Raw genomic sequence first — 23,221 nt, 5'->3', positions numbered from 1 at the left:
CTTCCCTAGGTCGTCTGTAAGACGGCCTCAAAAAAAGCCGAGGCTTGTGCCTCGGCTTTTTTGTATCCGCGTTCGTGACGGGCAGGGCAGGCTGATCGCCTACGGCCCACCCCATCGCGAGCAGTCAGATGCGGAAGTCTTCCCGCGACTTGCCCGCCGCTTCAGCTTCGACAATCCATTTGGGCGCGCGACCCACACCTGCCCAGGTATTGCCGGTCACCGGGTCGCGGAACTTCGGCGGACGCTTGCTGCCTGTGCCGCTGCCGCGCGACTTGCGGCCCGAGCGACGTCCATCCAGATCGGCCATGGTGATTCCGTTTTCGGTCATGATCTGACGGATCTGGGCAATCGCCTCGCTAAGCTCTTCCTTGCGTGCTTCTTCTGCCTGCTGTTCCAGTTCGCGAATCTTTTGTTGAAGCTCTTCGCTCTTTTTCATTATTTCCCTTTACTCCGGAATTAGAAACGATTTAAAACCGCGGGCGAATCATAATCAAATCACTGGATATTGCAAAGAGATGAATGCGAGTCCGCCATAAATTCACGTCGCCATTGGCCCTGAGCTTGAGACGATGTAATCGGGTGATTACATACGGCCAAGCCGGGTGGGGCGGTCAGGGCAATGCCCTGACGGCGGCTCGACAGTATCACGAGATTGAGCGTCCAAGTCCAAACAGCCGGGGACAGAAAAACAGGATTCCGTCGTTGCGGACCACGCAAGAATGAATGGCGCTCGCAGCTTATGTTGTTAAACGGCTTGCGCGTGCGGTCGAAGCTCAGGAGCCAAGCAAACGCGGTTACGGCCGAGGTTTTTTGCTTCGTATAGAGCGGCGTCGGCACGCGTCAGCGTCTTTTCAATGGCTTCGCCGGGCGCATGAATCGCAGCGCCCAACGAGGCGCTAAGATCCACGATCTGGCCATTGTGCTCCAAGTCGATCATGGCAATTGCATGGCGTACCGACTCCAATAAGTCCAGCGCGGTGTCCGATGGTGTCATCGGGAGTGTCAGCACGAATTCTTCGCCGCCGTAGCGCCCGAAGAAATCCTGTTTTCTAAGTACTGCGCGAACCGCACGACCAATCTGTATGAGCGCATCGTCCCCGACGCCGTGACCAAAGCAGTCGTTAATCCGCTTGAAATGATCGACATCGAGCAGCGCGATGCATAATGATTTACAGGCACCGCCGGTCACCATCGCCTTGGTCCGTGACCGCTCGTGATCGAGCTGCTCAAAACAAGCGCGCCGATTGGGTAGTCCGGTCAGCGCGTCACGCGTCGCAAGCTCTTCAAGCCGTTGTGAGGCTTCTTTCAATGCCTTGTTCTTGCGGACGAGTCGGCTCCGCAATCCGGCAATATAAAGGCTCACGAGCACGATCTGAGCCTGGGTTGCCGCGTAAGCCACGAACAACAGCAATTCTTCACTCCAGGTGATGCGTTGCGGGGCAAACAGCTGCAATGCGCCGATGACGGCCGCGTAATACAGCACCAGAGCAACCGCAATCCACGCCATGGTTTTGGGACGGTTAACAAATGCTCCGAACAACAGACCCACCACACCCATGAATAAGAGCGGCGCACGATGCACGGCATCGTCTAATTGAAACAACACCCAGGTGGCATAAAGCGAGGGAAGGAGAATCGCCCATGTCGTTAGGCTGGGGTCCTTAAACCGCAGATTCCAACCTAGACGAATCATGAGCATGAACGACAACGTCGTCGCGATCAGCAAGGTCGAGTAGATGGCCAGGCTCTGGGGACTGAGCTCGCCAATCCAGGTCAGGCAGCAAACCAGACCCAAGGTCGCCGCATAGACGGTGTGGCCCAGCAGCATGCGGCGCATCCGCATCCCTTGTTCGCTAACCTGTTGGTTGTTTGTCGACACGCGTGTTCTCGTTCTAGTCCTCGTGCGCACATGCGCTTGGACATGCGTATCGGCCGCCCAGTCGATAGATTGAGTGAGGGGCGGCGGGGCCCAGCTTGACCCCATAAGTCGGATTGGCGAGCTGAAGCGTTACCGTGTCAGCAAAGAGTTGTTTATGAGCCTAGACGTAACTTTACATAATATACATTATGCGCAGTTATAGACCTGTCGTTCAGCGTAGTGATAGGTCCACGCGTGCTATCGTCTGTCCTGCTCATCATCCGGGTTCTGGAGACACTGAATGTCCGAGGCGTTGTCATTCGACGCATTTGCCGCGCTGACGCCGATCAATGGATTGCGGCCTGAGAATCAGCGAGATCTCTACAGGAAGCTGGCACCCCGCACCGTGAAAGCTGGCGACTATCTGTTCCGCGCCGGCGATCCGAATACCGAGTGCCTCTACCTGGTCGATGGCGAGATTGCACTCGAGGATGAAGCTGGCAAGCAGATCAAAACCATTGCGGCCGACAGTGATGCGGCCAAGCACCGGATTGCGCACCAGACGCCCCGCAGCGTCTCCGCACGCTGCCTGGATGCCGTCACCGTGATTGGCATCGACAACAGCCTGTTGGACGTGCTGTTGACCTGGGATCAAACCGGCTCATTCGAGGTCACCGAACTCACCGGCGGTCCGTCGCCTACGGAAAGCGATGACTGGATGACCCGGCTGCTGCAGTTGCCGACATTTCAGATGATCCCACCCGGCAACCTGCAGACCTTGTTCATGCGGCTGGAAACTGTGAACTTCAAGGCCAATGATGTCGTCGTTAAGCAAGGCGATGTCGGCGATTACTTCTATGTGATTGATTCCGGCCACTGCATGGTGACACGGGAATCAACCACACATCCCAAGCCCATCAAACTGGCGGAATTGGGTCCGGGGGCAAGCTTTGGCGAAGAAGCGCTCATCGCGGACACCAGCCGAAACGCGACCGTCACGATGATGTCGGATGGCGCATTGCTGCGCTTGTCGAAGGAAGATTTCCGCAGTTTGCTGCATCGGTCCATGACGCGACAGATCAGCCAGGACGAAGCCGATCGGCTGGTCGCTGAAGAGTCAGCGGTCATCATCGACGTGCGGCTGCCCTCGGAATTCAAGCTCAAGAGTATTCCGGGTGCACGTAATCTGCCGCTTTATCTGCTCCGAATGAAGCTGAGCGCGTTAAGTGCCGAGCTGCCCTACATCGTGTATTGCGATTCAGGGCGCCGCAGCTCGGTTGCGGCCTTCATCATGACGCAAAAGGGATTCAATGTTCAGGTCCTGGACAGCCAAGCATTGAGCGATACCACCGCCTGAAGGCCCAGCCGCAGTCATACGCCAGAAGCTGAGCGTCGCCCTGCTTACATCGTGCTGGTCGGCCGGTCGCTGGATAACGCACCAGCCAGGTAGGTTTCGATCTTCCGCTGGGTCTGGCCACCATCCTGATCGCTGAACTGCACGCCAATCCCCTGCTGACGCTTATTGGCCGCCCCGCTGGGCGTGATCCAAATGACCTTGCCGGCCACGGGCAGGCGTTCATTGGATTCCGACAGCGTCAACAAAATAAACACTTCATCGCCCAAGGCGTAGTCCTTGGTGGTCGGGATAAATAATCCGCCGTTCTTGATGAAGGGCATGTAGGCGATGTATAGCGCCGCTTTGTCCTTGATGGACAGCGTCAGGATGCCAGGCTGGCCACCGGGTCGTGCACTCATGCGGATTGGGTCTCCATACTCAAACGCTGTCGTTCAGGTTCATGCGGCTCATCAGCCGGCCCATTCGCGCCCACTCGATGAGCTGCGTTTCGACCAGCATGCGCAGGTTGGCCTGACTCGTCTGGTTCAAGTGTAGCGCTGACGCATTGGCATCGGCTAATCGCTGCAAGCCCAGCCGTACATCGCTGGGTAGGGATTGCGAGGCGACGCTTCGCAACCGTTCTGCAATCAGTCGAAAAAGACTGGGCCCCACGGCGGTGAGTAACTCATCATCAAGTGCCCCTGCCGCCAGGATGGGATCCCGCTGCTGTGACCAGATGGCATCGAGCTGCTGACGGATGGTGGACTCCTGCCGGGTTAACTCGCTGGCCTGCATGGCTTGGAGAGGCGCATGCCGAAACCGACGCCGTAGCGCCGGTGACAGGTCCGGACAGACTTCATCGAACCAGACGTCGACCCGCTCCGCATCGTTGACCACCGCCCTCACCTGTTCGCAGCGACTGCGAATGGTCGCCGGCAAGGTGGCAGGCCGATCGGACACCAGCAGCAGATGCGCCGAGGCCGGCGGCTCCTCCAGCGTTTTCAATAAGGCATTGGCCGCGTTGACGTTCAACAAATCCGCCTGTGGAATGTAGCCTAGGCGACCTGCGGCGGTCTGTGGTGTGAGATACAACTTGCGGCCGAATTCGCGGATCGCATCCACGGTGATCGACTGCTTGCCCTCTTCAGGGACACAGAGCACAAAGTCGGGGTGGCTGCCGGCGTTGAATTGTTGGCAACCGATGCAGCGGCCACAGGCCTGTGCCTCAGCGGATCGATCGACGCAAAACGCCGCACGAACCAGTGCGTTGGCCAATGCTTGCTTGCCCACCCCTGCAGGCCCGGTCAGTAGCAGGCCGGTGGGAAAGCGGCCGACAGCTAGCCGCTTTGCCAACTGTGCGTAGCGTTCGGTCTGCCATGGCGGCAGGCTTTGATCAGCCAGCAAAGCGGCGCTCCAGCTCGTCGCAGATGGTTCGGGTCATCGATTCAACCGATGCTGTGGCATCAATAATTGCATAGCGTTCGGGTCGGCGCTGTGCGCGTTCCAGATACATCGTCCGGACCCGCGCGTGGAAATCAGTCTCCGCGCGATCAAACCGGTCAGCATTACCGCGTTGTGCGACGCGTTGGACCAGCACTTCCACGGGCAGGTCAAAAAGAAAGACGCAGTCTGGCTGCTGCGTGCCGACGACCATGGTCTCAAGCTGTTCGATGTCATGACTGGGCAAGCCTTGCCCCGCACCCTGATAGGCAAAGCTTGCATCAACGAACCGGTCGCATAGCACCCAGTGACCCGCTTGCAGGGCCGGCCAAATCCGATTGTTCAAATGCACGCTGCGGGCGGCAAACATCAGCAGCAACTCTGCCGTCTTCGGCAGCGGTTCGTCGTGATCTTCCAGGGCAACACGGCGGATCTCTTCGGCCAGCGCTGTGCCACCCGGTTCCCGCGTTGTGACCGGTTCACCGTGCCGGTCTCGAATCCAGCGCGCGACACGAGGCATTTGCGTGCTCTTGCCGCTGCCTTCGACTCCATCGAATACGATAAACCGTCCCCGCGTCATCACCGCCTCAATTGATATCGCCTGACCGCTGCATTGTGTTCTGCCAGCGTATCGGAAAACACGTGTGACCCGTCACCCTTCGAGACGAAGTACAGCGCCGTGCCCGGCTCGGGATTCACGGCAGCCTGTAGTGCCGCCACGCCCGGGTTGCAGATCGGCGTCGGTGGCAAACCACCCCGGGTATACGTGTTGTACGGCGTGTCGCGGCGAAGATCTCGGTAGCGAATATCGCCGTCGAACGACGGTCCGATGCCATAAATCACCGTGGGGTCAGTTTGCAGTCGCATGTTCTTGCGCAGGCGACGCGTAAAGACGCCGGCAATGGTGCGTCGCTCACTCGCAACACCGGTCTCTTTCTCGACGATGGAGGCCAGAATCAAGGCTTCTTCGGCACTGTCGAAAGGTAGATCGGGGATGCGCTGCGCCCATGCCTGTGCCAGCGCCTGTTCCATCGCCCGATATGCGCGAATCAGCAGATGACTCGCGTTGGCACCTCGCGCATAGCGGTAGGTTTCCGGCAAGAACCTGCCCTCGGCATGCCCTGCCCCTAGATCGAGTTGGCTGAGTAAGGTCTCGGTGGCGGGTAGCTTCTCGCCCAGGTCCCATGTCAGCGTGGACTCCGCGCGCAACGCGATCAGCAGTTCCCGGGTACTCCAGCCTTCAATAATGGTAAAGCTGTGTTCTACGACGGCGCCGGAGGCCAGCAGCTGCAGCAAGCCGAGCGGAGTCAGCCCGGGCTCCAAGGCGTATTCCCCCGCGTGTAGATTGCGTGCCGAATCCGTCACCCGAGCGTAGATTCGCAGGTACAGGCCGGTGCGTGCTGTACCGAGCAGGCCATCGCGTTCCAGACGGCCGATGAGTCGAGACAGGCTGGAGCCAGGCTCGAACTCGACACGCGTGGGTTCGGAAATCGACAGCGGTGCGCGAAGCTGTGTTGATGCATCCCAGTACGCGGCTGCCAGCAAGACCAGCCCCAGTAGCAACAGACCGGCCAATCCACGAATCATGTCGAATCTCCATAGGCAGCGAGCATGTCTGTTACGAGTGGGTGGTCCAGCTCGGCCATGACCGCCCGGGTCTGTACACCGGGAGCCTCCCAGTCCGTGAGCGCCGTATCAGACTCTGGTTGGGCTCCGGTCTGCGTGATTCGTTGTAACGGCCAGATGCCGATGAGTGAATTGGCCAGAAAACCTTCTTCAGCTGCTTGCAAATCGTCCATGCTCACGGCTTGTTCCTCCAAGCTGAATCCAAGACGTTGCATGGCCGACGCGACCGATCGCCGGGAAACACCCATCAAGCTTCCGTCTGCAGGCGTGATCCAAGCTGGCCCAGATGCATCGACTTTCTTGAGAAAGAGATTGCTCATACTGCCGCAACGCACGCGGCCGTCTGGATCGGTCATCAAGACCTCCTGCAGCCCGGAATCAGGGGTGAGCGCGCGCTGTGCCAACACCTGGGGCAAGCGATTCAAATGCTTGTGGGGCGATAGCGACGCTGGCCCCGCCGAGTCCATCGACAGCAGGCCCGCATGCACGCCCCGCCCCCACCAATGCGCGGGGCGTGCCGGTAACGGGGCCACGGACATGATGCGCCGGCACGGTGCTGGCCAGCGAGGACCGTAGCCTCGCTCCGTTTGCAACCGACTCAGGGTGATGCGCAGCACGCCACGGCCGCACTGCTTTGCGGCATGTTCCATTTCCCGCGTCAGACCCGAGACGTCGACCTCCAGACCCAGCGCCGCCGCGTCCGTCAGTAACACCTGACGTTGCAGTGCAAATTGGTGGACTTGGCCATCCCACACAAGCCCGGTACGAAACACGCCATCGCCGTACAACAACCCCCGGTCATCGGCCGGGATGCCAGCGTCGGCAACGCCATCCACCCAATGTCGGTTCATGGTCGACCGAATTCGCTATCAAGGCCCAAGGCCGGCAACAATCCACGCGCCTTGGCCTGCATTTCCAGCAACTCCGCATCCGGCTCGGAATCGGCAACGATGCCGGCTCCCGCGCGAAACCAGGCCTCGACCCCGCGAGTCACGAGGGTCCGAATCAGAATATTCAGATCAAGACGACCGTCGACACCGAGATAGCCCAGCGCGCCGGTATAAGCGCCCCGCCCCGCAGGTTCGAGTTCCTGGATGATCTCCATGCACCGAACCTTGGGGCAGCCGGTGATGGTCCCGCCGGGAAAGGTCGCTGCAATCACATCACCCGGACTGACGTCGGCACGAATACGGCCACGCACGTTGGAGACGATGTGGTGCACATGGGCGTAGCTTTCCAGCACCATTAAGTCGTCCACTTCCACGCTCCCCGGTTCGCACAGCCGACCGAGGTCGTTACGCTCCAGATCGATGAGCATGACGTGTTCGGCCCGCTCTTTCGGGTGCCCGATCAATTCGGCGAGCAAGGCCTCGTCGTTGGCCTCGTTGACACCACGGCGCCGTGTCCCGGCGATGGGCCGGGTTTCCACCCAGCCGTCCTGGACCTTGACCAGACGCTCGGGCGAGGAACTAATCACCGCCCAGTCCGCGCGCCGGAATAGGCCGGCGAAGGGGCTGGGGTTGCTGTCGCGCAGGCGACGGTACGTGGTGACAGGGTCCAGGTCGACCGCATAACGAGCGTGCCAGCCGCGTGAGAGATTCACCTGGAACACGTCGCCGGCCAAGATGTACTCGCGGATGCGTTCCAGTGAGTGCTTCAGCCGACCCGGATCTTCCGCCTCGGCCGAGATCAGTGCTGGCTGGTGCAGGCTGTGCTCGGAGCAATTCCTCAGCCGTTCCCGAATCTGGTCAGCGACAGCCTGAGACTCTGCCACGATCCAGACCTGCCCGCTCGTATGCTCGCGGATGAGCGCACCATGACAACGGATGGCGCAGGCTTGTGGCAGTTTGGCCGGGTCTGTCGAGACCGGCACGCGGGGCTCGCATTCAGCCAATAACTCGTAGCCGAGGTAGAGCAGCCAACCCGATATGAACGGCAGATCGTTACTCGCCGGCGACGGGTCCTGACGTTCCGCTGCGACAGCGGCATCCAGGGATTCGAGAAATCCAGCCGAGTTCGCGTGCTGCCCCGTTTGCGATTCGATCATCGTGGACGGTGCCGCGAACAAGACATCGAAGCGGGCGTTAGGCGTGCCCTGCACCACACTCTCCAGCAGCCCCGGAAAGAACGCCGGAGCCGATGCGTGCAGATCAAGAAATGAGCAGGGCGAATCCCAGGGGATTCGAATCGACTGGGGTTTCAAGAATCGGGATCAGACGTACCGGCGGAACACCAGTGACGCATTCGTCCCCCCGAACCCGAAAGAGTTGGACAACACGCAATCCACCGATACCTCGCGCGCCTCGTTGGGCACGTAATCAAGATCGCAACCATCGTCGGGGTCATGCAAATTAATCGTCGGTGGCAATACGCCATCGCGCATCGCCAAAACCGAGAACACTGCCTCGATGCCCCCGGCTGCGCCCAGCAGATGTCCCGTCACGGATTTAGTGGAACTCACCGGCAGGCTGCTGGCGTGATCGCCGAACACGGCTTTGATGGCCTGCGTTTCTGCCACATCTCCCACTTTGGTGGAGGTGGCGTGGGCATTGATATAGCCCACTTGTTCTGGCCGCACACCGGCATCCGCCAGCGACGCTTGCATGGCCCGAGCCGCGCCATTGCCATCGTCCGCGGGTTGCGTGACGTGGTAGGCGTCGCCGCTCATGCCGAACCCTGCAAGCTCGCCCAGGATCTCGGCGCCGCGTGCTTTCGCATGGGCTTCGGATTCGATGACGAGCACAGCGGCACCATCGGCCAGCACGAAGCCGTCACGGTCACGATCCCAGGGCCGGCTGGCTTCGGTCGGCGCCTCATTTCGCGTCGACATCGCACGTGCCGCACAGAACCCGGCCAGCCCCATCGGGCTGGATCCCGCTTCCGCGCCACCGACAATCATGACGTCGGCATCGCCGTGAGCAATCATCCGTGCGCCCAGGCCGATGCTATGCGCCGAAGTCGCGCAGGCCGAAACCGTGGCCAGATTGGGACCACGCGCACCCAGCATGATGGACACGTAGCCCGACACCATGTTGATGATGGAAGACGGAACGAAGAATGGCGAAATCTTCTTTGTGGATCCGGTCTTTTCCAGCAGGACCGCGTTCTGCTCAATGGTGCCGATGCCGCCAATACCGGATCCGATATTCACGCCGATGCGGTCCGCATTGGCGGCAATGTCCAGGCCGGCATGTTCCACCGCCTGTTTGGCGGCCGCAATGCCGTAATGCACGAAGGCATCGGTCCGTCGCTGTTCGCGCGCCCCGAGGTAGGCGTCGGCATCGAACCCGTCTACCAGACCTGCAAAACGGGTCGGATACTGACTCACGTCATAGGATTCGATGGTCCGAATCCCCGACCGCCCCTCGACGACGCGAGACCACGCATCGCTCAGCGTTGAGCCCACGGGCGAGATGACGCCCATTCCAGTGACAACGACACGTTGCTTCATGGAAACAGTCTGCTAGACAGATTAGGTGTGGCGCGGCAGCGCCAAAGAAAACGCGAGCTGATTAGCTCGCGTCGGGGGCATTCGCCTTGATGTATTCAATGACGTGCTGGAAGGTGACGATCTTCTCGGCTTCTTCGTCCGGGATATCGATTTCGAATTCTTCTTCCAGAGCCATCACGAGTTCGACGGTATCCAGGGAGTCAGCCCCCAGGTCGTCGACGAACGAGGCCTCGGGTGTGATCTGCTCTTCCGAGACGCTCAGCTGCTCGGCGATGATTTTCTTGACCCGATCTTCCATTCCGCTCATCCGAACTAACTCCTCAAAAATACGGTAACTCGGCGTCCTCACGCCGGGGCGCGCCATTGTATGGGAACCCGGGAGGCGCGGCTAGCCTGCCTCGCCCCAGGGTCGCATCGCGGCTCACGCCATGAACATCCCACCATTGACGTGCAAGGTCGTACCCGTGATGTAGCCCGCGCCCGGACCACAGAGAAATGCCACCGCCTCGGCGATCTCCTCCGGCGCGCCGAGACGGCCAAGCGGAATGCTGCCTAGCAGTGACTCACGCGTGCCTTCATCGAGCACGTCTGTCATATCCGTGGCAATAAACCCGGGAGCCACTGCATTAACGGTAATGTTTCGCGAACCGATCTCCGCCGCCAGCGAACGCGTGGCACCCAGCAGGCCGGCCTTACTCGCGGCATAGTTCACCTGGCCGGCGTTGCCCGTTGAACCCACGACGGATCCGATGTTCACGATGCGCCCGGCTCGCGCTTTCATCATGCCGCGCAGCACCAGGCGAGACAGGCGAATGGCGCCCACAAGATTGGCCTGTAGCACGTCCATGACATCCTCGTCCTTCATCCGCAGGAAGATGTTGTCACGCGTGATACCCGCATTGTTGATCAGTAGCTGAACAGCGCCAGATTCGGCCGCCACCTGCTTGATCAGGGCGTCGCAGGCCGCTGCATCCGTGACATCGAGTTCAGCGCCACGCCCCCCGTACTGAGCCAGGGCCTCACCGATGCGGCCTGCGCCGGCGGCACTGGTCGCCGTACCGATGACTTCGGCGCCCTGCTCGCCCAACTTGCGGGCAATTGCCGCACCGATACCTCTGGATGCACCGGTCACCAGTGCGACCTGGCCGGCCAGCGGCTGACTTGATGTGTTCTCGGTCATGGAGTCACTCCGTTTTAGGCGGTCAGAGCCTGTTGCATGGCCTCGGGTGTGGCCAAACTCGTGGCCGGCAAAGCGCGGTTAATCCGTCGCATTAAACCCGTTAACACTTTGCCTGGGCCGCATTCCAGGAAACGCACGTCGCCCATGCCCGCCAGGTACTCGATGGTTTCAACCCAGCGCACGGGGGCGCGGACCTGTTCGATCAATTGTTCACGGAGCACCTGCAGGTTATCGGCGGGCGCCGCGGAGACATTCTGGATCACCGGACACGTGGGCTCGGCAAGGGCCAGCGCATCCAGCGCCTCCCGCAGTCGATCGGCCGCTGGTCCCATCAGTCGGCAATGCGACGGCACGCTGACCGGCAATTTGACCACCATACGGGCCCCATGGGCCTTGGCGTGTTCACTGGCGCGCGCCACCGCGCTGGCGTGACCGGCGATAACAACCTGCCCAGGCGCGTTGAAGTTTACGGGTTCCAGCACATCGTCCTCTGCGTACTGGTCGCATAGGACCTGGACTGCGGCGTCCTCCAATCCCACCACCGCCGCCATGGCGCCCTCACCTTCTTTCACCGCCGCCTGCATGGCCTGGGCACGAACACGCGACAAGCGCAGCGCATCCGCAAAGCTTAAGACGTTGGCGGCGACCAGGGCTGCGTATTCACCCAAGCTATGACCGGCAACCGCCACCGGCTGCGCGCCACCGGCTTCTGTCCAGTGCCGATACAGTGCGACATCGGCCGCCAGCATGGCCGGCTGGGTGTGTTCCGTGCGATCCAACTCGTCGGACGGACCTTGTCGAATCAAGGCCGACAGCGCATACCCCAACGCCTCGTCTGCCTCGTCCAGCGTCTGGCGGACCACCGACGAGGCGTCGATGAAGGCATCCAACATCCCGACGCTTTGCGACCCCTGCCCGGGGAACAGCATGATTGTCTTGCTCAATCTCGACTCCGTTCAGTTCTGTTGTTCTTGGTCTGTTTTGCTCTTGATCTAGTCGCTACCAGACGCTGCATCCGCGGCCGGTGCTTCGGCGGCATTCGGCCAGCGCCATTCGGCCCACATTAATGGCAGCGCGGCCAAAGCCCCGAACAAGTGAGAACGCGTGGCAACCGGCACGCCGATGGCGGCTTCGTTGGACACCGTGATGCCGATGAACTCTTCCCACAGCAGCTTGCCCACCAGGTAGACCAGGCAGGCCACCGCAATCCAGTCACCGCGCAGGGCCGGTTGTCGCAGGCCCAGCAAGAAAAATCCGTGCATGAGCCCTGACAAACCAACGTACCACTGCATCCCCTCACCAAACCAGTACAGGCCTGCACTGGTCATAACCGCCATGAGCAGGAAACGAAGCATCCACCACGACAGGCGAATCGTCTCAGGACAGAGCAACACCAGAATGACCAAACCCGTTCCGTTGAGTAACAGGTGGTACCAGCTCGCATGGACGAGATGTCCCGTCCAGATCCGCCACCACTGCCCCTGGGCGACTGCAGCATGATCGAATCGCAGCCACTCGCGTCCCCATTCGCCCAGACAGGCCAGCGCCAGAATCACGAGGCCCAGCAGCGCGGGAAACAGCCATTCCTGCCGCTTCAACCCACCCTGGTTTGCTATGATCGCGACCACGTTTTCTTCCAGTCTTGACGGTTTAACATGCGTTCCAATCAGCGTCTTACGCGACAGTCCGGCTTCACCTTGATCGAAGTCATGGTCGTCGTGGTCATACTCGGGATACTCGCGGCCGTCGCAGTGCCGCGCATTATGGACAATCCTGACAAGGCGCGGGCAGCCAAGGCACGACAGGACGTGCGAGCAATCGAGGCGGCATTGGACATGTATCGCCTGGATAACTACCACTACCCCAGCACGCAGCAAGGCTTGGAGGCCCTGGTGCGACAGCCCAGTGGCGAGCCGCCGGCCCGCAACTGGAAGGAAGGCGGTTACCTGCGTAGCGTGCCCAAGGATCCTTGGGGGAACGACTACCTTTACCTTTCGCCGGGCTCGAAGTCGGATATCGACGTCTACAGTCTCGGCGCGGACGGTCGCCCGGGTGGTGACGGCGCCAATGCCGATATCGGCAACTGGCAGACTGGCGGATAACGACTCGAATGTCGCCTTACCGCGGCCCTTCGCCCGCCGCGGCCCGTTGCCGTGGGTTCACGCTCATCGAGCTGATCGTGGTGATCTTCATCATCGGCATCATCGTCACGCTTGCCGCGCTGTCTGTCAGCGGCCGCGGCCGCAGTGATCAGGTCGAACTCGAAGCGCGGCGGATGGCCGAACTGATCCGGCTGGCCGGAGAACGCGCCATCATCTTCGGTGAAGACTATGGCCTGGCCGTGGCGCAGCGCGAATATGCGTTTCTAGTGCTAACGGATCGTGGCTGGGCACCGGCCGACGGACCTTTGCGGCAACGTCAGCTACAGGAACCCCTCGAACTACGCCTGGCGGTTTCACTGGATCGGGAGAACCGGTTTTCCCTGCCCACCCCCGATCAACAAACCGAGGATGACGAGGACGCACCGGAGGCTCTCGAACCCGATGTACTGTTCCTGTCCACCGGTGAAATGACCCCGTTCGAGCTCACCGTGGTCCTTCCCGACTCCGACATTGCGTACCGAGTCGAAACCGACCTGACGGGCCAGGTCGAAACCCAGCGGGTTGAGCATGCGTACTAGCCGTGGGTTCACCCTGCTCGAGGTGCTTGTCGCCGTGGCCATGGTCGGAATTGCATTGGCTGCCGTGCTGGTCTCGACTTCGGCCACCATCAACAATGCCGGTCGTTTTCGCGACGTGACAATCGGCACGCTGATCGCCCGCAATGTACTGATCGAATTCCAGGTCCGCGACGAATGGCCGGATACCGGTGATTCCGATGGTGATGTGGAAGTTGCCGGTCAGGACTGGACCTGGGAGGCCACGGTGAGTGAAACCGCGGACGAAAACGTGCGCCGTCTGGATGTGGCCACCTATGCGCAGGGCCGCCAGGCGGCGGCACTGTCCGGATTCCTGCCCAAGCCATGACGCCCCAGGGCAAACTCCAACGGGGTTTCACGCTGCTGGAACTCATGGTGGCGATTGCCATCTTCGTGATTTTTTCTGCCATGGCCTACGGCGGGCTGATGACGGTGCTCAACGCACGGGCCGACATCGAAGACTCCTTAGAAGATACCCGTCAGCTTCAAATGGCCTTGTTCCGCTTGGAGCAGGACATTGAACAAATTCGGGCTCGGCCTATTCGAGATGATTTTGGTGACCCCCGACCTGCGGTACTGCTCGACGAGTTTCAGCGTCTCGAATTCACACGAGGTGGTCGACGCAACCCAATGAAATTGCAGATCAGTCACCTGGAGCGCGTGGCCTACGGCCTGGAGGACGAAGCGCTGGTTCGCTATGCCTGGGCGACCCTGGATCGCGTGCAGGACACCGCCATCACCAAGACCATCCTGCTGGACGATGTCATCGACCTGAACTGGCGATTTCTCGGAGCAGGATCAGACTGGGAAGATCAATGGCCCATCCCTGACCCCACAACCGGAGCGCCTGCGCTCACGGCGCCCCCGCCCCGTGTCATCGAATTACAGATAGAGACTCGTCGCTGGGGTGAACTGCGCGCGCTCTATCGCATTACCTCGGCAGAGTCCGCGACATGAAGCGGTCGCAGCAAGGCGTCGCGGTCCTGACCGCCATTTTTGTTATGGCGCTGGCCAGCATCGCAGCAGCATCGCTGGCCTATCGCCAGAATATCGCCTTCCACAGGACAGAGGCCCTCAAGCACTCCGAGCAGGCATGGTGGGTGGCCCGGGGCGTGGCGGATTGGGCGACCACCTTGCTGGAGAAAGATCGGGAACAAGGTGAGGTCGATCATCTCGGCGAATTCTGGGCCACGCCTGTGGACTACTTGCCGGTCGATAACGGCGTGGTGACGGGCGGCATGGTCGATCTTCAAGGTCGCTTCAACCTGAACAACCTCGCCAGCACCGATCCGATTTACAGCGAGATTTTTCAGCGCCTCATCCTGGGTCTGAGCCTGGAATCGGGCAGCCCGACACCAGACCCCGAGCAACTGGTCGCAGCCATTCAGGACTGGATCGATCCGGATGTCGAGCCGCGGTTTCCCGGCGGCGCAGAAGACGGAATATACCTGTCCAAAACACCGCCCTACCGTGCGGCCAACAGGCCGTTTGCCAGCGTGTCGGAACTCCGTTTGGTCGACGGAGTCACGCCCGCCCTCTATGCCGCACTGGAGCCGTTGGTGACGGCATTGCCCGAAGAAACGACGATCAATATCAATACCGCGCCGCCTGCGCTTCTCCTGGCCCTAAGCGCCAACCCATCCCCAGGAGACATTGCAGCCTTCGTGGAGAATCGCGCGGAGCAACCCGCCGAGTCACTCGACCCCATCACCAACGATGCCTTGCTGGGGCCCGCTGTTGATCGCCAGGGGCTCTCGGTTTCCAGCCGCTACTTCCTGGTCCACGGCGAAGCGACAATTGGCAGAGGTCGGGTGAGACTGTACAGTTTGATCTTCCGCAGCGCGCAGGGCCAGGCGCGTGTCGTCTATCAGAGCCGGGATACATTCTGAGCCCCGACAAGACGGCGACAGCCGACGCGACGTGAGCCAGCCTCCGCATTACCTGACAGCATTCAGAACTAACCTGTGCGACGTACCCTGTTCATTCGCCTGACCCAGCCAGGTCCGGACGTCCCTGCAACATCTGTTGTCCGGCAGCCGTCCGGCGAATTCGGCCGCGTTGAGCGCGCCAGCCTCGCCACATTGCTCGGCGAAGCTGCGGCTGATGACCGCGTCGTGCTGCTCTTGCCAGCAGAAGATGCTGTGATCACGACTGTGGATTTGCCCGTCCGCCAGCGGGCGCGTCTGATGCAGGCCCTGCCCTTCGCGCTCGAGGAGCAGCTGGCGGACGACGTCGATACCATGCATTTCGCATTGGGCGGCAAGACGACCCAGGGCGGACATCATGTCGCGGCCATTCGGGCAGACCGCCTGGAGGCCTATCTGGCCCCCTTCGAGCACTGTGCTGCCACGGTCGAGGCGGCCTACCTTGATGCGCAGCTACTCCCGCTGGAAGCCGGGATATCAACTGCGCTGTGGCTGGAAACGCAGCGCGGCCTGCTCAAAACCGACGGGCAGGCGCTGGCCATGGACACCGAGTTGCTCGCGATTGCGTTGGAGCAGCTGGACCACCCAGAAGCGGCGGAAGTCTGGCTTGCAGACGGTTTAGATGCCCCCGCCGGCCTGCCGGCGGATGCCACTCGACACCAGGTACGCGACGGGATCGAGCAGCTGGCTCAATGGGCGCACGCCGGCCATGGGGCGCTGAATCTGCTCCAGGGCGCTTTTCGGCCGCAAGCTGAACAATCGCAATGGTGGCGCCCCTGGCTGCCAGCCGCTGTCATCGGCGGCATCCTGGTGCTGCTGGCGACCGGCTACCAGGCCGTTGATCTCGTACAAAAGCGCCAGACATTGCAAGCGCTTGAAGCGGACAACATCGCCCAGTTCCAGCAACTGTTTCCTGCTGAACAGCGCATTGTCGATGTCCGGACCCAGCTCGAACAGCAGCTGCGGCAGCTCAACAATCCGAACGACGCGCAGGGATTCCTGTTCCTGCTGGATCAGACACAACAGGCGTTTGCAGACAGCAGCAGTTTTGCCATGACGGAACTCCAGTATCGCGACGGCCAGCTGTTCATCGGGCTGGAGGGCGAGGACTTGCAAGCCCTGGAGCGGCTACGAGAGCAGTTCGCCCAGCAGACCGCGGTGGAGCTTGAAGTGTTATCGGCCAATGCTGGAACAGATGGCGTTAAGGTCCGACTGCGGCTCAGCCCGCGGGGTGGCGCATGAGTCCGGCACTGGAGCAGATCCGCGCCCGCTATCTGGCGCTGGAGCCACGTGAGCGCCGTCTGGTTGTGGGCGCTGCCGCTGTGGTCTTGGCCCTGCTTTACTACCTCTTGGTCTGGGAGCCTCTGGCCTTGGGGCGTGCGCAGTTGAGCAACCAAATTCAGGCGGAACAAAACCTGGCCATGGAACTGGCGGCCGCCGCTCCGCTCGCACGTAGCGCAGGCAGCGCGAACCGGTCTGCTACCGCGAATCGGAATCGTTCGATGTTGGCGGTAGTTGACCAGACCGGCAAAGCGGCCGGGTTGGGGTCTGGCATCCGCCGCGTGCAGCCAGAGGGTGACAACCGTGTTCGCGTCTGGTTGGAGGGGGTCGAATTCAACCAGGCCGTCCGCTGGTTACACCAGATCGAGACGCAACATGGTCTCGAAGTCGATTCGGCCGATGTCGGCAGGCAGAGCAAACCCGGACTCGTTGAAGCGCGCCTCGGGCTGGTGCGGCCATGATTCGTGCAACCATTGCGTTCGTTGTCGCGCTGCTCATCGGCTTGGTGATCTTCTTGCCGGTCCGCACGGTTTATGGCTGGTTCGCGCCCGACCAATCACCAGTCACCGTGCATGGCCTGGACGGCACATTGGTTCACGCGCGCGTCGACACGCTGGCGTACCAGCAACAGGCCGTGGCCACCGACCTGACATGGCAATGGCAGCCCCTGCGGTTGTTACTGCTACAGGTGGCCGGGACGGTGACCGCAGATGTGGCTCGCGGTCCGGTGACAGCAGTGGTGTCGGCCACGCCCTGGGGACGCGTGCGCATGAGCGCGGTGCAGGGCCGATTCAATCTTGTTGATCTGCTTGGTCTGGCCGAGTTAGACGGCATTGGCATTGGCGGTGGCGCGGCTCTGGATGTTCGCGAACTGGTCTTTACGCCCTCGGCCCTTTCGGCGGTGGATGCCATGGTGACCGTCCGCGACCTGGCCTGGGCGTTCGGGCCCAAGAACTACGCGCTCGGCGACTTCGAAGCCCGTTTCGCGCTGGAAGAAGCCGCCGTCGTAGGGACATTGTCGGATACCGGCGGACCGGTCGCACTGGAGGGGACGGTGCGCGTCGACCCCGCCAGCCGCCGATACAACCTGGAGGGCCGGCTCAAACTGCGGAGCACGGCCGACCCCGTGCTTGGCAACCTCATCAGCGGGTCCTTGGGTCGCCCCGACGCCCAAGGCTGGTTCCGGTTGAGACAGCAAGGTCAGTGGTGAGCTGGCACCCCCACGTCACGGTTGCAACGGTCATTGAGGATGGCGGGCGATTCCTGCTCGTGGAAGAGCAGACCCGGCACGGCCTGCGCTGGAACCAACCCGCAGGACACTGGGAACCCAACGAAACCCTGCTCCAAGCTGCCGTTCGTGAAACCCGGGAAGAAGCCGCCGTCGATGTGCGGTTGACCTCCGTTGTCGGGCTGTATGTCTGGACCCGTCCTGACGCGCCCAACGACGGTGCCGCTGAAACCTTTCTTCGGGTCACATTCGCCGGTGAGGTCCGACAGCACCATCCGGACCAGGCATTGGACGAGGGCATTGTTCGGGCCCACTGGGCCAGCCGGGATGAGATCGCCGCCAACGCGGCCCGGCTTCGCAGTCCGATGGTGTTGCAATGCATTGATGACTGGCTGGCCGGCGCGCGCCACCCCCTGGATGTGCTTCACCATCTCCAGCCATGAGCCTGGTGATTGTCGGATTATCCGGTGGCGTGGATTCCGCGGTGGCAGCGCATCGCCTGATACAGGCAGGCCACACCGTCGAAGGCCTGTTCATGTTCAACTGGGCCGAGGATGAGACCGGCTATTGCCAGGCTGCCGACGACTTCAAGGCTGCCCAGGCCGTGGCTGATCACCTGGGCATCGTGCTGCATCGTGCTGACTTTTCTCAGGCGTACCTCGACCGGGTGTTCCAGCATTTTCTGGATGAATATGCCGCCGGGCGAACGCCGAATCCTGATCTGCTCTGCAACCGGGAAATCAAGTTCGCCCCGTTTCGTGAGCATGCCTTGCGCCTGGGCGCAGACGCAGTGGCCACGGGGCACTATGCGGCCACGCGCAACGGCCTGCTCTACCGTGCGGTAGACGAGAACAAGGACCAGACCTACTTCCTGGCGCTGGTCCGCTCCGAGCAACTGCAGCAGGTCGTGTTTCCATTGGCCGATCTGCCCAAATCAGAGGTGCGGGCGATCGCCGCATCCATCGGCCTACCCAACCACGACCGCAAGGACTCGACGGGCATTTGTTTCATCGGCGAGCGCAATTTCGCTGACTTTCTCGCCGGCCACCTTGACGATCAGCCAGGCCCCATCTGTGATGAATCAGGTCGGCAGATCGGAGAGCATCGTGGACTGTGGCGCTTTACGATTGGACAACGCAAAGGGCTGGGTATCGGTGGTGTCAAAGGGGCCAGCGAGTCGCCCTGGTTTGTTTGCGGCAAGCAACCGGATAACCGAACCCTGCTGGTCACACAAGACCGCGAACACCCGGTGCTGTCCGGCAAAGTACTAATCGCTGCCGACGTGAACTGGATTGGCGAGGCGCCTGTGCTACCCACGCGCCTGCAGGCCAGAATTCGGCACCGCCAGCCGTTAATGAACTGTCAGGTCGCATCGTTGCCTGATACTCCGTCACGGCTGCATGTGCAGTTCGACCAACCACCCTGGGCCATCGCCCCGGGGCAGTACATCGTCTTCTACGATGGTCCGCGCTGCCTGGGCGGCGCCGTCATCGAGGTTAACGAAGCGTTATAATCTCTGGCCGAACGCAACAGCCCCGGTTCACACAAGTTCCTAGGAGAACTCCATGAGTGACAGCTTTTCCGCCCGCGGCACGCTAGAAGTCGGCAGCCAGTCGTACACCATGTATCGGCTCAGTGCGCTGGAGAATGATTATCAGGTCTCCCGCCTGCCCTACTCCATGAAAATTCTTCTGGAGAACCTGCTTCGCAACGAAAACGGAAAAGATGTCACGGCTGAGGACATCAAAGCGGTAGCCCAGTGGGACGCCAAGGCGGAGCAGACGCAGGAAATCGCCTTCACCCCATCCCGCGTCATTCTTCAGGACTTCACAGGCGTGCCCGCAATCGTGGATCTGGCTGCGATGCGTGATGCCATGCAGGCGCTGGGCGGCGACCCGGACAAGATCAATCCCTTGTCGCCGGCCGAACTGGTCATTGACCACTCGGTGATGGTCGACCACTTTGCCTCGGACGACGCGCTGGACCTGAATGCCAAGATCGAATTCGATCGAAACAAGGAACGCTATGCCTTCCTGCGCTGGGGACAGGGTGCGTTTTCCAATTTCAAGGTTGTCCCGCCCGATACGGGCATCGTGCACCAGGTCAATCTGGAGTATCTGGCTCGCGTAATCTTTGATCGCGACGGGGTGGCCTACCCGGACACCGTCGTCGGAACGGACTCCCACACCACAATGATCAACGGTGTCGGCGTGCTGGGCTGGGGTGTCGGTGGCATTGAAGCCGAAGCCGCGATGCTTGGTCAGCCCATTACCATGCTGATTCCGCAGGTGGTCGGCTTCAAATTGAGTGGCAAGCTGCCTGAGGGCACAACGGCCACCGACCTTGTGCTGACCGTGACCGAGATGCTGCGCGCGAAAGGCGTGGTCGGAAAGTTCGTGGAGTTCTTCGGAGACGGCCTGGCCGAGTTGCCGCTGGCCGATCGCGCCACCATCGCCAACATGGCGCCAGAATACGGTGCCACCTGCGGAATCTTTCCGGTGGACGGCGAGACGATTCGGTACCTGGAACTCACCGGCCGCGACGCCGAGCAAATTGCCCGCGTCGAAGCCTATGCCAAGGAACAGGGCATGTGGCGCATCGATGGCGAGCCGGATCCGGAATACACGGATGTGCTGGAACTCGACATGTCCACTGTCCAACCCAGCCTGGCTGGGCCCAAGCGGCCGCAGGATCGCGTGTTGCTCAAGGACATGGCGACGCTGTACCAGAAGGAAGTCGGCAAGTTCGTGGATGAACGCGAAGCCAAGAGCGGCGAAGTGGCTCGGCTGGAAAGTGAAGGCGGTGGCGGCGTCGCGGTGGGCTCGGACACCAAGCTCGGCGAAGCCACTGTCAGCTACAACGGTCAGGAGTTCACGCTCAAGGACGGCTCGGTGGTCATCGCCGCCATCACCTCTTGCACCAATACCTCGAATCCGGCTGTGCTGATCGCAGCAGGGTTGCTGGCGCGCAATGCACGGGCCAAGGGGTTGACCGTCAAACCCTGGGTCAAGACCTCGCTAGCGCCCGGCTCCAAGGTCGTGACGGACTACCTGATCAAGGCCGGCTTAATGGATGACCTGGAAGCCCTCGGGTTCCATGTGGTCGGCTACGGGTGCACGACCTGTATCGGTAACTCCGGCCCCCTGCCGGACGAAATCTCCAAGGCGATCAACGAACACGACCTGGTCGCCACGTCGGTGCTCTCAGGCAATCGCAACTTCGAGGGCCGGGTACACGCCGACGTGCGAATGAATTTTCTCGCGTCGCCCCCGCTGGTTGTCGCCTACGCACTGGCCGGCAGCGTCGTCGATTCATTGGTCGAGCGGCCGATTGGTCAGGACGCCGATGGCAACGACGTCTTTCTCAAGGATGTCTGGCCCAGTCAAAAAGAGATTCAGGAACTCATCGGCACGTCGCTGTCGTCCGAGATGTTCAAGAGCAGTTACGGCTCGGTCTTCGAAGGTGATGCCCGGTGGAAGGGCATGGAGACCCCGGAAGGGAATCGTTTCGATTGGCAGGACGATTCGACCTATGTCCAGAACCCGCCCTACTTCGTCGATATGGACCCGGAGCCGGAAGACATTAAACCCATCCGGGGCGCACGCTGCCTGGCCCTACTCGGTGATTCCATCACCACCGACCACATTTCTCCGGCCGGCAACATTGCGGCTGATTCCCCAGCCGGTCAGTACCTGCAGAGCAAAGGTGTCAAGCCGGTGGACTTCAACAGCTACGGTTCGCGCCGTGGCAACCATGAAGTGATGATGCGGGGCACCTTTGCCAACATCCGGCTACGTAACCAGCTGGCCCCCGGCACCGAGGGCGGTTGGACACGCTTCCAGCCGGATGACGAAGAAATGACGATTTACGATGCGGCGATGAAGTACCAAGACAACGGTACGCCGCTGGTGGTGCTGGCCGGCAAGGAGTACGGCACGGGCTCGTCCCGCGACTGGGCCGCCAAGGGAACCCAGCTGCTGGGCGTTAAGGCCGTGATCGCACAGAGTTTTGAGCGTATTCATCGCTCCAATCTGGTGGGCTTCGGCGTCCTTCCGCTGTGCTTCAAGGACGGCGATGACATCGAGTCCCTGGGGCTGTCGGGCAAAGAAACCTTCGAGATCGAAGGTTTGGAAGAAGGCGCCAAGTTCGTCACCGTCAAGGCCACGTCAGACGATGGCGAGGAAAAAACCTTCGAGGCGAAAGTCCGCATCGACACGCCTAAGGAGTGGGATTACTACCGCAACGGCGGCATTCTCCACTACGTGCTGCGCGAGCTCGCAGCAGCTGCCTGATCGGGGCCCGCCCCCTATTTCTACCGGCCCCGCCACGGCGGGGCCTTTTTCTGTACATTCGCCACAAGTCATCAGCGACGTGGCATGGCTGTTGGATCATCCGGCTACGCCGGGTTTAATCAAGGATCGAGACTGAAATGAGACGAGTGGTCTTCAACCAGAAAGGCGGCGTTGGCAAGACAACCATTGTCTGCAACCTGGCGGCCATTGCCGCCAGTCGTGGATTACGCACGCTGGTGCTGGATCTTGATTCCCAGTGCAATGCGACCCAGTACCTGCTCGGAGACGCCGCGGCTAGTGGCGAGGGCACGATTGGTGACTTCTTCGAAGGGACCTTGTCGTTCAGTCTTCAATCGCGTGGGTTGGACCCATTCTTGGTCGCCACCCAGACCAACGGCCTTTATGTGCTACCCGGCGACCCGGCGCTGGAGCACCTGCAGCCGAAACTGGAGTCACGCCAGAAAATCTACAAGCTGCGCCAGGCCTTGGACAAACTCAAGGGTTTTGATGCGGTTTATATCGACACCCCACCGGCTCTGAACTTCTACAGTCGCTCAGCGCTAATTGCTGCGGACCGTGTGCTCATCCCATTCGATTGCGACGACTTCGCTCGCCAGGCGCTATATGTCTTGCTGGACAACATTGCTGAACTACGCGCCGATCACAATGAAGAGCTGGAAGTCGATGGAATCGTCGCCAACCAGTTTCAGCATCGCGCCAAACTACCGCAGCGCATCGTGCAAGACCTCGTCGACGAGGGCCTGCCCGTGCTTTCAACCCGGCTCGGCCCATCAGTGAAGGTGAGAGAATCGCATGAGCAGGGCAAGCCGTTGATTGCCTTGGAGCCCAAGCACAAAATCACCGAGCAATTCACCGCATTGTTCGAGGAGCTTGACCACGGTTAGG

Annotated in this window: 26 protein-coding genes; 13 read left to right on the top strand and 13 right to left on the bottom strand. The window is 61.0% G+C overall.

Annotated features, from left to right (window positions below; all coding sequences use genetic code 11):
- Nucleotides 1–124: 124 nt before the first annotated feature.
- Nucleotides 125–436, bottom strand: coding sequence for an H-NS histone family protein (locus DEH80_RS05650; protein ID WP_109719499.1), 312 nt, complete (start codon nt 434–436; stop codon nt 125–127).
- Between the two features lie 309 nt (nt 437–745).
- Nucleotides 746–1,879, bottom strand: coding sequence for a GGDEF domain-containing protein (locus DEH80_RS05645; protein ID WP_165831311.1), 1,134 nt, complete (start codon nt 1,877–1,879; stop codon nt 746–748).
- 280 nt (nt 1,880–2,159) lie between these two features.
- Between DEH80_RS05645 and DEH80_RS05640 the strand changes: the two genes are divergently transcribed.
- Nucleotides 2,160–3,215, top strand: coding sequence for a cyclic nucleotide-binding domain-containing protein (locus tag DEH80_RS05640; protein WP_109719497.1), 1,056 nt, complete (start codon nt 2,160–2,162; stop codon nt 3,213–3,215).
- 44 nt (nt 3,216–3,259) lie between these two features.
- On the opposite strand, the gene DEH80_RS05635 is transcribed toward DEH80_RS05640, so the two are convergent.
- From DEH80_RS05635 to rrtA, 11 genes are all read right to left on the bottom strand, one after another.
- Nucleotides 3,260–3,613, bottom strand: coding sequence for a PilZ domain-containing protein (locus tag DEH80_RS05635; RefSeq protein WP_109719496.1), 354 nt, complete (start codon nt 3,611–3,613; stop codon nt 3,260–3,262).
- A 19-nt stretch (nt 3,614–3,632) separates the two neighbouring features.
- On the bottom strand, nt 3,633–4,598 hold the full coding sequence (locus DEH80_RS05630) for a DNA polymerase III subunit delta' (protein WP_109719495.1): 966 nt from the start codon (nt 4,596–4,598) through the stop codon (nt 3,633–3,635).
- Nucleotides 4,588–5,214: a dTMP kinase gene (gene tmk / locus DEH80_RS05625; RefSeq protein ID WP_109719494.1), complete on the bottom strand. Its 627-nt coding sequence runs from the start codon at nt 5,212–5,214 to the stop codon at nt 4,588–4,590. Before tmk ends, DEH80_RS05630 begins: the two co-directional genes overlap by 11 nt.
- The gene (gene mltG, locus DEH80_RS05620; protein WP_109719493.1) at nt 5,214–6,221 is read right to left on the bottom strand and encodes an endolytic transglycosylase MltG; all 1,008 of its coding nucleotides are present in this window, start codon (nt 6,219–6,221) and stop codon (nt 5,214–5,216) included. The genes tmk and mltG overlap by 1 nt, the downstream gene beginning before the upstream one ends.
- Complete coding sequence (locus DEH80_RS05615) at nt 6,218–7,111, bottom strand: aminotransferase class IV (protein ID WP_109719492.1); 894 nt, start codon at nt 7,109–7,111, stop codon at nt 6,218–6,220. The genes mltG and DEH80_RS05615 overlap by 4 nt, the downstream gene beginning before the upstream one ends.
- Nucleotides 7,108–8,448, bottom strand: coding sequence for an aminodeoxychorismate synthase component I (locus tag DEH80_RS05610; RefSeq protein ID WP_109719539.1), 1,341 nt, complete (start codon nt 8,446–8,448; stop codon nt 7,108–7,110). The genes DEH80_RS05615 and DEH80_RS05610 overlap by 4 nt, the downstream gene beginning before the upstream one ends.
- A gap of 24 nt (nt 8,449–8,472) precedes the next feature.
- A complete protein-coding gene (gene fabF, locus DEH80_RS05605) occupies nt 8,473–9,711 on the bottom strand; it encodes a beta-ketoacyl-ACP synthase II (protein WP_109719491.1) in 1,239 nt (412 codons plus the stop codon).
- Nucleotides 9,712–9,772: 61 nt separating this feature from the next.
- Nucleotides 9,773–10,018: an acyl carrier protein gene (gene acpP / locus DEH80_RS05600; protein WP_109719490.1), complete on the bottom strand. Its 246-nt coding sequence runs from the start codon at nt 10,016–10,018 to the stop codon at nt 9,773–9,775.
- A gap of 114 nt (nt 10,019–10,132) precedes the next feature.
- A complete protein-coding gene (fabG, locus tag DEH80_RS05595; protein WP_109719489.1) occupies nt 10,133–10,891 on the bottom strand; it encodes a 3-oxoacyl-ACP reductase FabG in 759 nt (252 codons plus the stop codon).
- A gap of 14 nt (nt 10,892–10,905) precedes the next feature.
- Nucleotides 10,906–11,820: an ACP S-malonyltransferase gene (fabD, locus tag DEH80_RS05590; RefSeq protein WP_438938287.1), complete on the bottom strand. Its 915-nt coding sequence runs from the start codon at nt 11,818–11,820 to the stop codon at nt 10,906–10,908.
- Between the two features lie 63 nt (nt 11,821–11,883).
- Entirely contained in the window at nt 11,884–12,519 is a 636-nt protein-coding gene (gene rrtA / locus DEH80_RS05585) for a rhombosortase (RefSeq protein WP_165831310.1), read from the bottom strand.
- A 27-nt stretch (nt 12,520–12,546) separates the two neighbouring features.
- Between rrtA and gspG the strand changes: the two genes are divergently transcribed.
- The 12 genes from gspG to DEH80_RS05525 all read left to right on the top strand — a co-directional run bounded on the left by gspG (nt 12,547) and on the right by DEH80_RS05525 (nt 23,220).
- Nucleotides 12,547–12,993 (top strand): type II secretion system major pseudopilin GspG, encoded by a 447-nt coding sequence (gene gspG, locus DEH80_RS05580; protein WP_109719486.1) that lies wholly within the window; start codon nt 12,547–12,549, stop codon nt 12,991–12,993.
- 8 nt (nt 12,994–13,001) lie between these two features.
- Entirely contained in the window at nt 13,002–13,571 is a 570-nt protein-coding gene (gspH, locus tag DEH80_RS05575) for a type II secretion system minor pseudopilin GspH (RefSeq protein WP_109719485.1), read from the top strand.
- Nucleotides 13,561–13,917 carry a type II secretion system minor pseudopilin GspI gene (gspI, locus tag DEH80_RS05570; protein WP_109719484.1) on the top strand — a complete coding sequence of 119 codons (357 nt, stop codon included), beginning with the start codon at nt 13,561–13,563 and terminating at the stop codon, nt 13,915–13,917. The genes gspH and gspI overlap by 11 nt, the downstream gene beginning before the upstream one ends.
- Nucleotides 13,914–14,546, top strand: coding sequence for a type II secretion system minor pseudopilin GspJ (gene gspJ, locus DEH80_RS05565; RefSeq protein ID WP_109719483.1), 633 nt, complete (start codon nt 13,914–13,916; stop codon nt 14,544–14,546). The genes gspI and gspJ overlap by 4 nt, the downstream gene beginning before the upstream one ends.
- Nucleotides 14,543–15,478, top strand: coding sequence for a type II secretion system minor pseudopilin GspK (gene gspK, locus DEH80_RS05560; protein ID WP_109719482.1), 936 nt, complete (start codon nt 14,543–14,545; stop codon nt 15,476–15,478). The genes gspJ and gspK overlap by 4 nt, the downstream gene beginning before the upstream one ends.
- A 75-nt stretch (nt 15,479–15,553) precedes the next feature.
- The gene (gene gspL / locus DEH80_RS05555; protein WP_109719481.1) at nt 15,554–16,756 is read left to right on the top strand and encodes a type II secretion system protein GspL; all 1,203 of its coding nucleotides are present in this window, start codon (nt 15,554–15,556) and stop codon (nt 16,754–16,756) included.
- Nucleotides 16,753–17,256, top strand: coding sequence for a type II secretion system protein M (locus DEH80_RS05550; RefSeq protein WP_109719480.1), 504 nt, complete (start codon nt 16,753–16,755; stop codon nt 17,254–17,256). Before gspL ends, DEH80_RS05550 begins: the two co-directional genes overlap by 4 nt.
- Nucleotides 17,253–18,005 (top strand): type II secretion system protein N, encoded by a 753-nt coding sequence (locus DEH80_RS05545; protein ID WP_109719479.1) that lies wholly within the window; start codon nt 17,253–17,255, stop codon nt 18,003–18,005. Before DEH80_RS05550 ends, DEH80_RS05545 begins: the two co-directional genes overlap by 4 nt.
- Entirely contained in the window at nt 18,002–18,466 is a 465-nt protein-coding gene (locus tag DEH80_RS05540) for an NUDIX hydrolase (protein ID WP_109719478.1), read from the top strand. Before DEH80_RS05545 ends, DEH80_RS05540 begins: the two co-directional genes overlap by 4 nt.
- Nucleotides 18,463–19,536, top strand: coding sequence for a tRNA 2-thiouridine(34) synthase MnmA (mnmA, locus tag DEH80_RS05535; RefSeq protein WP_109719477.1), 1,074 nt, complete (start codon nt 18,463–18,465; stop codon nt 19,534–19,536). The genes DEH80_RS05540 and mnmA overlap by 4 nt, the downstream gene beginning before the upstream one ends.
- Nucleotides 19,537–19,588: 52 nt before the next feature.
- The gene (gene acnA / locus DEH80_RS05530) at nt 19,589–22,315 is read left to right on the top strand and encodes an aconitate hydratase AcnA (protein WP_109719476.1); all 2,727 of its coding nucleotides are present in this window, start codon (nt 19,589–19,591) and stop codon (nt 22,313–22,315) included.
- A 137-nt stretch (nt 22,316–22,452) separates the two neighbouring features.
- Entirely contained in the window at nt 22,453–23,220 is a 768-nt protein-coding gene (locus DEH80_RS05525; RefSeq protein WP_109719475.1) for a ParA family protein, read from the top strand.
- The last annotated feature ends 1 nt before the right edge of the window (nt 23,221 follow it).

The sequence above is a fragment of the Abyssibacter profundi genome, from assembly GCF_003151135.1.
Lineage (GTDB): Bacteria > Pseudomonadota > Gammaproteobacteria > Nevskiales > OUC007 > Abyssibacter > Abyssibacter profundi.
The sequence above is the reverse complement of the archived record's forward strand: the minus strand, read 5'-3'. Positions and strand labels throughout refer to the sequence as shown.